The sequence below is a fragment of the Nonomuraea sp. CA-141351 genome (genome assembly GCF_050944675.1).
GTDB lineage: Bacteria > Actinomycetota > Actinomycetes > Streptosporangiales > Streptosporangiaceae > Nonomuraea.
The window spans coordinates 1,792,934-1,807,490 of the sequence record NZ_CP191982.1; the positions used below are offsets into that span (position 1 = coordinate 1,792,934).

Sequence of the window (14,557 nt, forward strand, 5' to 3'; positions counted from 1 at the left end):
CTCTTGACCACTGACACGACCTCACCGCCCCGCTTCACCAGCCGGCAGCGGTTGATCCTGCTGATCCTGCTCGGCGCCGGGTTCATGCTGTCCGTCGACTTCTCCATCCTGAACGTCGCGCTGCCGGAGGTGGGCGAGGGCATCGGGCTGGATCTGACGGCGCTGCCCTGGATCGCCTCCGCCTATGCCTTGCCCGCGGCGGGCTTCACCCTCCTGTTCGGGCGATTGGCCGACCTGTTCGGCCGCCGCCGGTTGTTCATCGCGGGCATGATCCTGCTGGCCGCCGCCTCGCTGCTGGGCGGCTTCGCCACCAACCCCGAGATGCTGCTGACCGCCCGCGCGCTCCAGGGGCTGTCCACCGCCTTGTCCATCCCGGCCTCGCTGTCCCTGCTCACCACCACGTTCGAGGAGGGCGCGACTCGTGACCGCGTCCTGGGCCTCAACGGCGCGCTGCTGTCGGGTGGCTTCACCATCGGCGCGCTCGTCGGCGGCGCCCTGGTCAGCCTGCTGAGCTGGCGCTCGGCGTTCTTCATCAACGCGCCTGTGGCAGTGGTCATCCTCGCGCTCACACCGTTCCTGATCACTGAGAGCAAGCTGCCCGACCGGGTCAGACTGGATGTGCCCGGCGCGATCACCGTGACCGGCGGTCTGCTGGCCGTCGTCTACGCGATCATCGAGCAGAGCATCCTCGTGGGTGTCATCGGCATCGCGCTGCTGGCCGCGTTCTGGGTGATCGAGCTGCGCGCGGCCGCGCCGCTCGCCCCGGTCCGCATCCTGGGGCGCCCGACCGTCAAGTGGGGCAACTACGCCGGTCTCGTGGTGTTCAGCATGGAGACGGCGATGATCTTCATGATGACGCTGTACCTCCAGAACGTCCTCAAGTTCAACCCGCTCGTCACCGGCCTGATCTTCGGTGTCCCCGGGCTGGCGGCGGTGCTCGCGGGCCCGATCGCCGGTCGCCTCATCGGCCGCTACGGCTACCGCAAGGTACTGCCGGCCGGCCTGGCCGTGCAGAGCCTCGCCACGGTCCCGCTGATCTTCATCGGCTCCGGCCGGCTGGGGCTGGCCGTCCTGATCCCGGCACTGCTCATCAGCTTCTTCGGGCACGTGACGTCCATCGTGGCCTACACGGTCACCGGCACCTCCGGCCTGCCGAACGAGGAGCAGGGCCTGGCCACCGGCCTGACGACGATGACCCAGAACGTCGCCATCACGGTCGGCATCCCGATTCTGAGCGCGATCGCCGCCACCCAGGCGTCGGAACTGAACGGTATCCACCTGGCGTTGACCGTGAACGTGATCGTCACGTTCGTCAGCGTCACGCTCATCTGGATCGGCCTCCGGCCGCGCGCCGAGCAGAGCACGGGCACGTCGGCCCTGCCGGCGGCGAACTAGGCACGACACCCGCAACTCACCCGCACCGCAGCTCCCGCTGCGGCCAGGGAAGAGGAGACACCCAGTGGATCTGCAACTGACAGGTAAGACCGCGGTCGTCACCGGCGGCAGCAAGGGGATCGGCCTGGCGCTCGTCCGCACCCTGCTCGCCGAAACGTATCCAAGTTCGCGCTCACCAATGTGATCGCCGAGCAGTTCGGGGGGCGACCACCGGCCGAATCGCCGCACCGGAGGAGGTGGCGCGGCTCATCGCGTTCCTGGCCTCGCCCATCAACATCACCGGCAACGAGTATCTCATCGACGGAGTAATGATCAAGAACGTCTGACCTTCGGGGGCCAGATCGTTGCCGAGCCGGTCTCGTCGGCGTACGCCCGGGGCTGCCCAATCCAGCTGGATCGGTGATGCGGCGGTAGTTGGCGCGCGATACGCCGGTCCGGCTGGGGTTGCCCAGGGAGCTTTCTGTTGGTTAGCTTATGGTCATGCCGAGCACGCCGGTGCCCCGTCCGCGTCCGGGCAGTCGGAGGCCTTCTCGCGCCCGTCTGCCCGACGGCCACCTGGCCAGCGTCTACAGTGCGGTCTGTCCTTCGCGCCAGGCCCTCGACAGGCTGGCTGACAAGTGGAGTGTGCTGCTGATCGGTGCCCTGGAGAACGGCCCGCTGCGCTTCGGGCAACTGCGCGAGCGGGTCGACGGCATCAGCGAGAAGATGCTCGCCCAGACGCTGCGTAGCCTGGAGCGCGACGGGCTGGTCCTCCGTCGTCCCGGCCCGGATCGGGGTGTCACTTACCGCCTCACGCCGCTGGGCCGGACCCTGGGCGAGCCGATGGACGCCATCCGGGCCTGGGCCGAGCGCTACATCAACGACGTTGAACGGGCCCGCGAGGCTGCCGACGCCGGGCGCGAGCCCGACCTGTGGTGACACAGGCATGACTGTCAGCGGGCGACGGCCCAGCGGTGCTGGAGCCGCGCTGGGAGGAACCGGCCGAACACCTCGCCGGCGAAGTGGCCGCCCGCGATGAGTGTGCGTTCGTCCTGGTAGTCCTCCAGCAGCGCGCGGCGGGTTTTGGTGCCCTGGTCGGCGTCGACGTCGAAGAGGAAGTTCCAGTGCGTCTCGCTGACCTGCGCCTGCGTGTGCATGACGTCGCCGAGGACGAGCAGCCGTCGGTCCGTGCCCGGGTCTGTGATCAGCAGGCTGAGGTGGCCGGGGGTGTGTCCGGGGGTGGAGATCGCCAGGACGCCGGGCACGATCGGCTCGCCGCGCCGTACGAACTCGATGGCCTCGGCGAGCGGCTCCTGTACGGCGAGCGGGTCGGGACCGGTGATCTCGGCGGTGCCGTGCCAGTGGTCCCACTCGGCGCGGTCCACGAGGTGCCGCGCGCCGGCGAAGGTGAGGCCCCGCTCCGGTTTGGCGGGCTCGTTGCAGGGGGCGGGTGCGAGGTCGGTGGTCCAGCCGACGTGGTCGTGGTGCAGGTGGGTGAAGACGACGGTGTCGACGTCGTCCGGCCGCAGGCCCTCGGCGGCCAGGCTGTCGAGCAGCGCGCCACCGTGAAACGAGCCGATCTGCGGTACTTCGAAGTCGACCGCCCCCAGTCCGAGGTCCACCAGGATCCGGTGTGCGCCGGTGTCGATGAGGAAGGAGCCGATGCTGACCGGGAGCCGGCCGTCGGCGTCGAGGTAGGGCGCGTGGGCGGCCCAGCCGTCCGGCCCCGCCGAGGGGAAGATGACGGCGGGGTGGAGATGCGCCTCGCCGTCGGGCAGGTAGGTGACGGTGGTCGTCCCGAGGGTGATCTGGCTGCGCGACGCCGCGTCGAGCATGGTGTGCCTCCTTGTTGCTGAGCCGAGCTCATCGCTAACTATTGGTTAGTGATTGGCGGGCGGCAAGTACGCACTTGCAAGTGCGTACGAGGGCTGTGGTCAAGACACCCTCAGTCGCGACACGGAGCGATGGCGAGGTGAGACACCGATCACATTGTCCGGCACGACGTCACACGCCGGTCCCGATGACCATCTCAGGAGAGCGAACGAAACGAGACGGCGTGAGATCACGGCTGCGCCCCCATGCGCGTGGGCCGCTTTCCTCGATGCCGGACCGCGAGCGCGCGAGGCCATCGGCGTCTCATCCGCTCAATCCGTAAGGAGGGGCTGGTCATGACCGTCCTCATCACCAGAGCCACCGGCGCCATTGGTCGTCTGATCGTGGAGCAGATCGTCGACCGAGGCGCCCCGGCGCGCTCGGCGTGCCGCTCATTCGCACCGCGGCGGCAGGGCTCGCCCCGCCCTGTCGCTGACCGTGACCCGCTGACCAGTCCGTCGCAGGCCGCCGCGCGGCTCGCCAGGACGGGGAGTCCGATTCCATGAGACCGTATGAAGCTGTTCTGTCGCTCGCCGGGCTGGTGGCGTTCACGGTGCTGGCGGTTCCCCGGCTCCGCGGGTGGCGCCTGGCGGGCTGTCTGCTGCTCCTGGCGCCGGCGGCGGCCGTCGTCCAGGCGACAGTGGAGGGTCCGCGCTGGCCGCTGATCCCGATGTACGTGCTGGCCGGGCTGTTGCCCTTGACGTGGTGGGTGGGCCGCGCGGTGCGTCCGGGCCGGTTCGTCGTCGTCCTCGGGACCTTGGTGGGTGCGGTCGCGCTCGCCGTCTCCGTGGCGCTGCCCGTGGCGGCGCCGGTGTTCCGGTTCCGCGCGCCGACCGGACCGTACGGTATCGGCACCACGACGTATCACTGGGTGGACGCGAGCCGGCCGGAGCTCTTCACCGCCGACCCCGGCGACCATCGTGAACTCCTGGCCCAGGTCTGGTACCCGGCCGAGAAGGACGTCCCAGGCCCGCACGCCCCGTACATTCCGGACGCCGACGCCGTCACCCCCGTGATGGCGCAGCTGTTCCGCTTCCCGGACTTCGCTTTGACCCATTTCCGGTACGTGACCACGCATGCCGTTGAAGGCGCGCCCGTCGCACGCCGGCCGGCCCGCTACCCCGTACTCGTCTACCTGACCGGGCTCAACGGATTCCGCGCGGCCGGCACGTTCCAGATCGAAGAGCTCGTCTCGCACGGCTACGTCGTCGTGGGGCTCGACCAGCCAGGCGCCGTCGCGGCCGTACGGCTCCCCGGCGGACGGCTGATACCGGGGCGGCCGAGAGATGAGATGCAACCCTTGGTGACCCAGAGCGTCACCCCGCGGCCGACGGCGCCGACTCTCCACGGACAGGCCCTGCCGAACGGCATCATCCCCTACTTCGCGCAGGATGTCAGTTTCGCCCTCGACCGGCTGGCCGGGCTCGACGCCGACGACCCCCACCGCCTCCTGACTCGCCGCCTCGATCTGCACCGCGCCGGGGTCTTCGGGATATCCCTGGGCGGGATGAACGCCGCCAAGGCGTGCCTGGAGGACGCGCGCCTGAAAGCGTGCCTCATCATGGATGTGGACCTCCCCGCGGACGTGGTAGGGAAGGGCCTGCGCCAGCCGACCATGCTCATCACCCGCGACGCCGGCACGATGCGCCTGGAACGCGAGCGGGCCGGTGGCTGGCCGGAGGAGGACATCGCACGCACCCGGCGCACCATGCGTGCGGTCTACGACGGCCTGCCGGGCGACGGCTACTACGTGGAGATCCCGGGGATGTTCCACCTCAACTTCACCGACGCTCCGTTGTGGTCGCCGCTCACACCCCGGCTCGGCATGAGCGGCCCGATCGGCGGCGGGCGCGGGTTCGCCATCGTCGACGCCTACTCCGTGGCGTTCTTCGACCGTCACCTCGCAGAGCGCCCGTCGGCCCTGCTGACCGGCGCGTCGAAGCCGTACCCGGAAGTGACGATGATCACCAGAACGCGGTCGTAGCACACCGAACCGCCGCGGCCCGGCCATTCCGCAGGGCAGCAGCTACCCGCAAGGCCTCACCTTGCTGGACGTTGACTTTGTGTCCGGCTCATTCGGCACCCTGGGGGTGCCAGAGGTATGCGTTCCCGGCATCGCAGTGTCCGTTATCGACATTGGCATTCGTGCCACGAGCGCATCGAGACTTTGGACATGACGACCACCTGTGGACCACTCGACGGTCTCATTGTCGTGGCACTCGAACAAGCTGTAGCCGCACCGTTCGCCAGTCGCCAGCTCGCCGATCTGGGGGCGCGTGTCATCAAGGTCGAAAGGCCTGACGGTGGAGACTTCGCTCGCGGATACGACACGACGGTCAACGGCCTGTCCAGCCACTTCGTATGGCTCAATGCCGGCAAGGAGAGCGTCGTGGCGGATCTCAAAGCCGCAGACGGACGAAAGCTGCTCGATCGCCTCCTGCAACACGCTGACGTCTTTATCCAGAATCTGTCTCCACGAGCTGCTCGCACGCTCGGTGTGTCCGCCCGTCAGCTGACGGCCCGAAATCCACGCCTCGTCGCGTGCGACATCTCCGGTTATGGAAGTGGCGGCCCCTACGAGGAGCGCAAGGCGTACGACCTCTTGATTCAGTCCGAAACAGGACTGGTCGCCATCACCGGTACTCCTGGTACGCCGTCGAAGGTCGGCATCTCGATCGGTGACATTGCGGCGGGCATGTACGCCTACTCCGGGATCCTGAGTGCCCTGCATCAGCGTCATCGGACGGGGCGCGGCGCAGCTCTCGAGGTATCCATGCTCGAAGCGCTGGGCGAATGGATGGGCTACGCCTACCTGTACAACCGGTACGGCGGAACGCAGCCGGCTCGAGCCGGCGCGAGCCACGCCACGATCGCGCCTTACGGTCCAGTGAGGACAGGCGGCGGGCAAGCCGTCACGTTCGGTCTGCAGAACGAGCGTGAGTGGGCCGTCTTCTGCAGCGAGGTCCTTCGGCGACCCGACCTGGCCAACGACCCGCGGTTCGGTAGCAACGCGCACCGCGTCGAGCACCGCAGTGCGCTGGACCGAATTGTCGGGGGCGTCTTCGGCGAGCTGGACCTGTCCGAGGCGGTCGGTCGGCTCGAGCGCGCCGGCATTGCGTACGCGCAGCAACGATCGCTGGACGAGTTCGTGGCTCACCCACAGCTCGCGGCGCGGGAGCGATGGCGCACCGCACAGACGCCGGCCGGGCCCGTCGAGGTGCTGAAGCCGGCCGTGACCGCCGATTGGCCGACTCCGTCAGGGCCGGTTCCAGCGCTCGGCGAACACACCGACGACGTGCGTGCGTGGCTCGATGCGCTCGAGGGGCCCTCGCCCGAGCGGTTCGACCCGAGAGGTGACCATGATGCAGAGGAAGGCGTGCAGGTATGACACAAGAGCAGGTCAGCAGCCCCGAGATCGGTGAGCACGAGGTGGAGCTCTTCCAGCTGCTCATCGGGGGGAAGTCCACTGACGCGCTGTCCGGGAACACCTTTGACACGGTGAACCCGTACACCGGCCGGGTGTGGGCGAAGGCGTCGGACGGTGGTCCCGAGGATGTCGATGCGGCGGTGACGGCTGCTCGGGCGGCGTTCGAAGGTGAGTGGGGGGCGCTGACCGGTTTCGAGCGGTCCGTCCTGATGCGACGCCTCGGTGATCTTGTCGCGGTGAATGCCGAGCGGCTGGCGAGACTAGAGGTCAACGACTCCGGCAAGCTGTTTCGCGAGATGGTCGGCCAGATGAGGGCGATGGGTGGTTGGTACCACTATTACGCCGGGCTGGCCGACAAGCTGGAAGGCCGCTCGATTCCGACCCCCAATCCGGACTACCTCGTCTACACGACACGGGTGCCGGTCGGCGTCGTGGCCGCCATTACTCCGTGGAATTCGCCGCTGCTCCTGCTGACGTGGAAACTCGCACCGGCGCTGGCGGCCGGATGCACGATGGTCGTCAAGCCGTCCGAGCACTCACCGATCTCCACGGTGGTCTTCGCGTCCCTCCTCGGCGAGGCCGGGTTCCCCGACGGCGTCCTCAATGTCGTCACCAGCCTCCGGGGGGAAGTCGGCGCCGCCCTGGCAGGTCATCCCGGCGTCGACGCTGTCGCATTCACGGGTGCCACCTCCACCGGCCGCTCCGTTGCGAGCTCCGCCGCCAAGAACCTGAACCGGGTCACGCTCGAGCTGGGGGGCAAATCCCCGCACATCGTGTTCGAGGACGCCGACCTGCGAGCCGTCGCCAACGGTGTCGTCTCCGGAGTCTTCGCGGCCACGGGCCAGACGTGCATGGCCGGGTCCCGGCTGATCGTGCACGAGAACGTCCATGACGAACTCGTCCGGCTCGTCAGCGAAAGGGCGTCCACTCTGCGTCTCGGTGACCCGCAGGACCCGGCGACCGAGATGGGTCCCATAGCCAACAAGCCGCAGTACGACAAGGTGCTCGGCTACCTGCGCACTGCCGTCGAGGAGGGTGCCCACGTCGCGTGCGGCGGAGGCCCTGACGACGAGCTCGGCGGCTACTTCGTCCGTCCCACCGTCCTCACAGGGGTCGACCCCGGCTCGACCGTGGTACGCGAGGAGATCTTCGGGCCTGTGTTGAGCGTCTACACGTTCACCGAAGAATCCGAGGCCGTTCGTCTCGCTAACGACACACCATTCGGGCTCGCGGGCGGGGTCTGGACCAAGGACGTCCACCGCGCACACCGGGTCGCAGGTCAGATCCGGGCCGGGAACGTCTGGATCAACGACTACCGCGTAGTCGCCCCCAGCGTGCCGTTCGGCGGATTCGGCGACAGCGGCATCGGCCGTGAGAACGGCATCGGCGCGGTGGACGAATACCTCGAGAACCGGGCGGTCTGGGTTCAGCTCAGTGGACGGACCCGCGACCCGTTTGTGATGGGATGAAAATGGACGAACTCCTCCTACCTGGGCCGGCCATCGGGCTGGCCGCGCTGCTCGACCTGCCGACCGACTCCATCGGTCACGGGTGGAGGCTTCCGGCCCTGTGGCACTGGATGTACTTCCTGGAACGGCCGTCCCAGTCGGACCTCGGCCCCGAGGGCCATGACAAGCACGGAGTTCCGCGTCCACCCCGGGAAGGGCTTCGGCGAATGTACGCCGGCGGGCGGGTCGAGTCGCACCGCCCGCTGGTGCTGGGGGAGGAGGCCGACTCGACGCTGGAGGTCGTCGACACACGCGAACGGAACGGACGCTCCGGCTGGATGACCATCGTCACGACCCGCCGCACGATCCGGCAGCGGGGCGAGGTCGCCGTCACCGACGAGGTCGACATCATCTACCGAGAGGCGACCCGGCTGGCCACCGTGAGCCCCATGGAGGCCGACCCCGTTCGCGACGAGGTCACCGGAACGGAGATCGCCGTCGACCAGGCCTACCTGTTCCGGTTCTCCGCGCTGACCTACAACACGCACCGGATCCACTACGACGTGGACTACTGCCGCGACGAAGAGGACTACCCCGGCCTTGTCGTCCACGGCCCGTTGCAGGCCCTGCTGATGAGCGAGGAAGCGCGACGCCATGCAGGCAGCTCGACCGTCTCGACCGGAACGCGTTTCGAGTACCGGCTGGTCTCTCCGCTGACGCTCGGTCAGGGCTTGGTCGTCGACGCGGCCGAGCAGGACGGCGACGTGGCCACCCGCGTACGCGATCGGCGCGGGCGCACCACGGCGACGGGCCGGCTCATCCGTCGGACACCGTATGAGGCATAGACGCGCCGCTCACGGGACTCGGCCGAGTTCCGTGAGCGTTCCGAGGGGCGCGGCCCTGTCCTCGACGTGGCTGTTCGTGCCGGGTGACCGGCCGGAACGCTTCGCCAAGGCCGTCGCGTCAGGTGCCGACCAGGTCATCATCGACCTCGAGGACGCCGTCGCACCGAAGGCGAAAGCTCGAGCGCGGCGCGCGGCGCTGCACTGGCTCGCAGCCGGGGGCGAGTCATGGGTTCGCGTGAACGCGCCGGGGACACCGTGGTACGACGAGGACATCTCCGTCCTGGGGAGCTCGGCGGCGCTGCGGGGCATCGTGGTCCCGAAGTCGGAGCGAGCGTCAGACCTGGTGGCGCTGGCCGGTCGAGTCGCTCCGGGCACGGAGCTCATGGCGCTCATCGAGTCGGCACGAGGGGTCCTGAGCGCGGCAGCGATCGTGGACTGTGAGCCTGTCGCCCGGCTCGCCTTCGGAGCGCTCGATTTCGCTCTCGACATCGACGCGGACGACGGCGACGACGCGCTCCTCTTGGCTCGGAGCACGCTGGTCATCGCCTCGCGCGCGGCAGGCAAGCCGGCGCCGGTCGACTCGGTGACCACAAACCTGGCTCCGACGGCAGCGGCGTCGGACGCTCGTCGGGCGCGGGCGCTGGGATTCGGGGGAAAGCTCCTCATCCATCCGGCCCAGGTGGCCCCGGCCGCCGAGGCATTTCGGCCGACGGACCACGAAGTGGAGTGGGCTCGCGGCGTCCTGGACGCCGCTCGTGAGACCCCGAACGGCGCGGTCGGCAAGGACGGGCACATGCTCGACCGACCGGTCGTCGAACGCGCCCGACGGATCATCGGCCGCGCCAGTGGTCAGAACGCGTGATGCTCGTCGCCGGCCCGTCACGACCGTGCCGAGGCCCGGAACGGCTGTCATGCGTCCCGCGCATGACCCGGGCGTCAACACGCACTTCTAACGGCGCTCGTCCCAGTCAATAATGAAAGCGCTCATCGGCATAACGCGCGAGACCCTTTTCCCGCCGATGGGACCCCACATCAATTCTCAGGAGACAGTCGCATGCCCGCCACACCCGCTCCTCACAATTCCATTGCCGTGGGAGATGTGCGAATCACCTATCTGCCGGACGGTGTCGCGCACTTCTCCTACGGTGTCTTCCCCGGCTCCTCAGAGGAGTGCTGGGTACGCCAAGCCGCACAGACCGACAACGGCCGCTGGGTGTGCAGCGTCGGCGGTTTCCTCATCGAGTCCGGCGACAAGAAGGTCCTCGTCGACCTCGGCCTCGGCGACACCGAACTCGAGGTGCCGGACTTTGTGACCGCGCGGAGCGGGAGACTGCTCAAGAGCCTCGGCGAGGCCGGCTCCGCCCCCGCCGACATCGACGTCGTCGTGTACACGCATATGCATGCCGACCACACTGGTTGGACCGTTACAGGCGATGCGCTGACCTTCGGGAACGCTCGCCATCTCGCCGGACCGGGTGAGGTGGACCACTGGCGCGCTCACGCGGAGCAGCCGTTCGCCCCCGCCGAGCAGCTGCCCTTCGCTTCACGGTTCGAGGAGTCCGTGGACGGAGAGACCATCGCGCCGGGCGTCGAGATCGTCCAAGCACCGGGACACACCCCTGGTCACCAGTGTGTCGTGGTCTCCTCAGGCACTGAGCGTGCCATTGTCCTCGGCGACACCATTCACACTGCGGCCCAGTTCGAGGAGCCCGACCTGACCTTCATGTTCGACGTCGATCCGGTTCGTGCTCGCCAGTGGCGCGAGGACGTGCTGGCGAGGCTGGAGGAGACCGGCACGACTGTCGGAGCCTGCCACTTCAGCGGCTCCGCGTTCGGACGCGTCATGACCGGGCAGGGCCGCCGGTACTGGTCTCCGCTCAGCGGGTGATGCGAGGACCGGCAGCGCCCACCGCAAACCCGGCTCGATCATGCTTTTCCTGGTCGTTGCCACTTCCGGCCGAGGGCCATTAGCATCTGTTTGTCCGACGTGCTGGGCGGTGCGGTGCGAGCCGGTTCACGACGAATGGTGGATCTTCCCTCATCGACAGATCATCGCGACACGAATCCTTATGAAATGAAATGCCGAGAACGGAATTGAGTCACGTAGGTCTCGACGAATTGCGCTGGTTTCTCGTGGTCGCGGAAACACAGAACGTCTCGCGTGCCGCGGCGACGCTCAACCTCTCGCAACCGGCGCTGTCGCGGACCATCAGACGACTCGAACAGGCCTACGGCGTGGAGCTCTTCGACCGGCCCAACCGCCGCCTTCGGCTCAATCGGTACGGCCAGGCGCTGAAGGCCCGCGTCGAGGCCGCGCTGCGTGAGCTGGCCCAGGCCGAGGACGACATCGCCATCATGCTTGGACCGCGAACCGGCACCGTGGCGCTTGCGTTCCTCCACTCGTTCGGCACCTGGCTCGTGCCGGATCTCCTGAGTGAGTACGCCGGCATCGACACCCGGACGAAATTCCTGCTCCACCAGGACTCGGCGGACGAAGTAGCCGCTCGTCTCGCCGACGGGAGAGCAGATCTCATCCTGACGAGTCCAAGGCCTCGCGACCCGCTCCTGAGCTGGGTCCCGCTTCGCGATGAGCCGCTGGCCCTCGCGACATGGTCAGGTCATCCGCTCGCCGATCGGCCCCATGTCGAGATAGTGGAAGTCCTCCACGAACGTTTCATCGCCATGCCGGAAGAGTTCGGGCTTCGACAGACCACCGACGCCCTCTTCGCGGCTCGAGGGGTTCATATGGACGTCGTCCTCGAGAGCGCGGAGATCGCGACCATCAGGGCCCTCGTGCGGTCCAAGCTCGGCGTCGCCATCGTTCCAGATGGACCCACAGCACCGGTGGTCGAAGGTGTCACGCTCGTCCCGTTGAGGGACGAGGACGCCTACCGGACCATTGGTGTGTCTTGGCATCTCGACCGGCGCCTGTCAGCCGCCGCCCGCCGCTTTCGCGGATGGACGTTGACGCGCTCCCGGATCGACGCCCCGCCAGCGGCCCTTGCACAGGACGGCGGTGATCCCTGAGGCGGCCGCCGCTGGTGCCCGTCGGGCTATGCCGGTCGTGGTGCTGTCGATGAGTCTGCGGAGGGTGCCGACCGAGTTCGGAGCGGTCGGTACCCGATCAGGAGCGTCGTGGTGTGCAGCCGCCCCGCTCCGCCGCCCCTCGCAAAGGCCGCACCGCTCCCGCAGCCCCGACCGCGTCCTAACCGGTCGCGCAGTACATCTCGGCGATGGCCGCCCTTGCCCCTATTGGGGTTCACGTTGGAGCTCGTGGCCGCGGTAGGCGAACCAGGGCATGAAGAACTGGGCGGTCGGGCCGACCATGAGCGCGTACAGCACAGTGCCGACGCCCACACTTCCTCCCAGCAGCCAGCCTGCGGCGAGCACAGTGATCTCGATCAGAGTGCGAACGAGCCGGATGGAGCGCCCGGTCGTGGCGGCCGCCCCGGTCATCAGCCCGTCCCGGGGGCCGGGTCCCAAACGCGCGCCGACGTAGACGGCGACGGAAAACCCATTGAGCAGGACACCGCCGATCAGCATGCCGACCCGGGCCGGCAGGCCAAGGTGCTCGGGGATGAGCGAGAGACCGAGATCCGATGAATACGCCAGGACGACGATGTTGGCGACGGTGCCGAACGTCGGCCGCTGCTTCAGGGGAATCCACAGCAGCAGCACGAGAACCCCCAGGACGGCGCTGATCGTGCCGAAACTCAGAGGCGTGCGCAGGGTCAGCCCTTCGTACAGGACGCTCCAGGGGTTGACGCCCAGTGAGGCCCGGACCATCACGGAGAGGCTGAATCCGTACAGGGCGAGGCCGATGAACAACTGGGGAAGGCGTCTCAGCGGATGCCTGCCGAGGGGGACGTAGGTGAGGGGTGGTCGAGCGGGTTCGTCATGGTCGTGCCGCCGTTCGCCGCAATCCGGCTTCTGCTCCATACCAATTCCTTCAGGAGTGCTCATGACTCAATGCCACTGGGGGCGATTTTGTACAGTGATTGGTTGCAGCAACATGTCCAATCTCCGGAGAGTGGTATGGCGAGTGCGACTCCGTTTCGGCCAATGGACAGGATCGACCGTCCCGGACGGACGCTGGGAAGCCGGCAGCTCGCCGCGATGCTGCCCGACTCGGCAGGAGCCAGACCCGCCTACCGCCACCTGGCCCAGGCGATCAGTACGCTGATCCTCGACGGACGGATCGCCCTGCACACCAGGCTTCCCGCCGAGAGGGAACTGGCCGCCGCCCTGAACACCAGCAGGCCCACCATCACCGCCACCTACGATGTGCTGCGCCAGAGCGGATACGCCCGCAGCCGCCAGGGTTCAGGCACCTGGACAGCGCTGCCTGAGGGCTCTGTCCCCACCGGCGTCGCACGGATCCTGGAGGCCCGGGACACCGCCATCGACCTGGCCAGGGCCGCCCCCGGGCTGCCGGGCCAGATTCTTGTCGAGGCTCTGCACACAGCGGCCCCTCGGCTGGCCGAGCACACGCACACTCCCGGCTACCACCCCTTCGGCCTGCCGGAGCTGCGATCCGCCATCGCCGAGCGCTTCACCCGGCGGGGACTGGCCACCCTGCCTGAGCAGATCCTGGTGACCTCCGGCGCTCAGCACGCGCTCACGCTGGTCATCGGGCTTCTGTCCACGCCCGGTGACCGCGTCATGGTCGAGAACCCGTCCTATCCGAACGCTCTGGAGGCCATGCGCCGAGCCCGGCTTCGCACCGTGTCAGTGCCGGTGACCCACACCGGCTGGGAGATCGAGATCATCGAATCCACCCTGCGCGAAGTAGTGCCCCAACTGGCCTACCTGATCCCTGACTTCCACAATCCGACCGGTCTGCTCATGCCTGACCAGGAACGTGTTCGCATCCTGCGCGCCGCTCAGCGCGCCGGTAGCTGGCTGGTCATCGACGAGACCCTGGCCGATCTCGCCCTCGACGTTCCCGCCCCGCCGCCCTTCGCCTCCCACGCCGTGCCCGGCGGGTCCGGACAGATCATCACCATCGGCTCAATGAGCAAGACCTACTGGGGCGGCCTGCGGATCGGCTGGCTGCGCGCCCCTTCGCGTCTGGTGAACGAACTCGCCACCCAGCGGATCGCCAATGACCTGGGCGGCTCGGTCCTGGACCAACTCCTGGCCCTCGACCTGCTGGTCAGGGAGGCGGAACTGGTGCCGCTCCGCCTGGAGCACATGCGTGAACAGCGTATGGCCCTGACCGCCGCCCTGGCCGAGCACATCCCGCAGTGGACCTGGGAGCTGCCGCCCGGCGGTCTGTCGCTGTGGGTCGACCTGGGCGAGCCCATCGCCTCGGCGCTGGCCGAGCGCGCACTGCACTACGGCGTACGGATCGAGGGCGGCGCCTATTTCGCCACCGACCCGGGCCTCTTCGAACAGCGTCTCCGCCTCCCCTACACAGCGCCCCCCGACACGCTGCGCGAGGCTGTGCACCGCATGGCCGCCGCACTCGCCGACGGCCTCCCACTGCCATTCGCCAACCAGCACCAGCAACCACACTGGGTTGCCTGAGAACACTGGCCCGCTCTGGTCGGTGCGTGACATGGGCCCCGTGGAGATGTCCTGGGAGCGGC

Annotated in this window: 12 protein-coding genes; 10 read left to right on the forward strand and 2 right to left on the reverse strand. The window is 68.3% G+C overall.

The features are described from left to right. Window positions 1–3: 3 nt before the first annotated feature. Window positions 4–1,395 (forward strand): MFS transporter, encoded by a 1,392-nt coding sequence (locus ACQPWU_RS08955; protein WP_433438331.1) that lies wholly within the window; start codon window positions 4–6, stop codon window positions 1,393–1,395. Between the two features lie 480 nt (window positions 1,396–1,875). After that, complete coding sequence (locus tag ACQPWU_RS08960; protein ID WP_433438333.1) at window positions 1,876–2,313, forward strand: winged helix-turn-helix transcriptional regulator; 438 nt, start codon at window positions 1,876–1,878, stop codon at window positions 2,311–2,313. A gap of 14 nt (window positions 2,314–2,327) precedes the next feature. Here ACQPWU_RS08960 and ACQPWU_RS08965 read toward each other — a convergent pair whose 3' ends face one another. Further along, on the reverse strand, window positions 2,328–3,209 hold the full coding sequence (locus ACQPWU_RS08965; protein ID WP_433438335.1) for an MBL fold metallo-hydrolase: 882 nt from the start codon (window positions 3,207–3,209) through the stop codon (window positions 2,328–2,330). A 539-nt stretch (window positions 3,210–3,748) separates the two neighbouring features. On the opposite strand from ACQPWU_RS08965, the gene ACQPWU_RS08970 reads away from it, so the two are divergent. The 7 genes from ACQPWU_RS08970 to ACQPWU_RS09000 all read left to right on the forward strand — a co-directional run bounded on the left by ACQPWU_RS08970 (window position 3,749) and on the right by ACQPWU_RS09000 (window position 11,993). After that, the gene (locus tag ACQPWU_RS08970) at window positions 3,749–5,230 is read left to right on the forward strand and encodes an alpha/beta hydrolase family protein (protein WP_433438337.1); all 1,482 of its coding nucleotides are present in this window, start codon (window positions 3,749–3,751) and stop codon (window positions 5,228–5,230) included. Between the two features lie 189 nt (window positions 5,231–5,419). Beyond that, window positions 5,420–6,634, forward strand: coding sequence for a CaiB/BaiF CoA transferase family protein (locus ACQPWU_RS08975; protein ID WP_433438339.1), 1,215 nt, complete (start codon window positions 5,420–5,422; stop codon window positions 6,632–6,634). Then, window positions 6,631–8,142, forward strand: a complete 1,512-nt coding sequence (locus tag ACQPWU_RS08980; RefSeq protein WP_433438341.1) for an aldehyde dehydrogenase — start codon at window positions 6,631–6,633, stop codon at window positions 8,140–8,142. Before ACQPWU_RS08975 ends, ACQPWU_RS08980 begins: the two co-directional genes overlap by 4 nt. Window positions 8,143–8,144: 2 nt before the next feature. Continuing rightward, complete coding sequence (locus ACQPWU_RS08985) at window positions 8,145–8,966, forward strand: FAS1-like dehydratase domain-containing protein (protein WP_433438343.1); 822 nt, start codon at window positions 8,145–8,147, stop codon at window positions 8,964–8,966. A gap of 31 nt (window positions 8,967–8,997) precedes the next feature. Then, window positions 8,998–9,828 (forward strand): HpcH/HpaI aldolase/citrate lyase family protein, encoded by an 831-nt coding sequence (locus tag ACQPWU_RS08990; protein WP_433438344.1) that lies wholly within the window; start codon window positions 8,998–9,000, stop codon window positions 9,826–9,828. 237 nt (window positions 9,829–10,065) lie between these two features. Next, window positions 10,066–10,854: an MBL fold metallo-hydrolase gene (locus ACQPWU_RS08995; RefSeq protein WP_433438345.1), complete on the forward strand. Its 789-nt coding sequence runs from the start codon at window positions 10,066–10,068 to the stop codon at window positions 10,852–10,854. A 191-nt stretch (window positions 10,855–11,045) separates the two neighbouring features. Next, on the forward strand, window positions 11,046–11,993 hold the full coding sequence (locus ACQPWU_RS09000; protein WP_433438347.1) for a LysR family transcriptional regulator: 948 nt from the start codon (window positions 11,046–11,048) through the stop codon (window positions 11,991–11,993). A gap of 222 nt (window positions 11,994–12,215) precedes the next feature. On the opposite strand, the gene ACQPWU_RS09005 is transcribed toward ACQPWU_RS09000, so the two are convergent. Beyond that, entirely contained in the window at window positions 12,216–12,905 is a 690-nt protein-coding gene (locus ACQPWU_RS09005) for a YczE/YyaS/YitT family protein (RefSeq protein ID WP_433438349.1), read from the reverse strand. Window positions 12,906–13,028: 123 nt separating this feature from the next. Here ACQPWU_RS09005 and ACQPWU_RS09010 point away from each other — a divergent pair, with 123 nt between their 5' ends. Then, a complete protein-coding gene (locus ACQPWU_RS09010) occupies window positions 13,029–14,495 on the forward strand; it encodes a PLP-dependent aminotransferase family protein (RefSeq protein WP_433438350.1) in 1,467 nt (488 codons plus the stop codon). Window positions 14,496–14,557: the final 62 nt, after the last annotated feature.

What these genes read in the sequence shown, in the direction of transcription:
- ACQPWU_RS09010 (WP_433438350.1), top strand. Translation starts at nt 13,029, where the DNA reads ATGGACAGGATCGACCGTCCCGGACGGACGCTGGGAAGCCGGCAGCTC.
- ACQPWU_RS08960 (WP_433438333.1), top strand. Translation starts at nt 1,876, where the DNA reads ATGCCGAGCACGCCGGTGCCCCGTCCGCGTCCGGGCAGTCGGAGGCCT.
- ACQPWU_RS08965 (WP_433438335.1), bottom strand. Translation starts at nt 3,209, where the DNA reads ATGCTCGACGCGGCGTCGCGCAGCCAGATCACCCTCGGGACGACCACC.
- ACQPWU_RS08970 (WP_433438337.1), top strand. Translation starts at nt 3,749, where the DNA reads ATGAGACCGTATGAAGCTGTTCTGTCGCTCGCCGGGCTGGTGGCGTTC.
- ACQPWU_RS08975 (WP_433438339.1), top strand. Translation starts at nt 5,420, where the DNA reads ATGACGACCACCTGTGGACCACTCGACGGTCTCATTGTCGTGGCACTC.
- ACQPWU_RS09005 (WP_433438349.1), bottom strand. Translation starts at nt 12,905, where the DNA reads ATGGAGCAGAAGCCGGATTGCGGCGAACGGCGGCACGACCATGACGAA.
- ACQPWU_RS08980 (WP_433438341.1), top strand. Translation starts at nt 6,631, where the DNA reads ATGACACAAGAGCAGGTCAGCAGCCCCGAGATCGGTGAGCACGAGGTG.
- ACQPWU_RS08985 (WP_433438343.1), top strand. Translation starts at nt 8,145, where the DNA reads ATGGACGAACTCCTCCTACCTGGGCCGGCCATCGGGCTGGCCGCGCTG.
- ACQPWU_RS09000 (WP_433438347.1), top strand. Translation starts at nt 11,046, where the DNA reads ATGCCGAGAACGGAATTGAGTCACGTAGGTCTCGACGAATTGCGCTGG.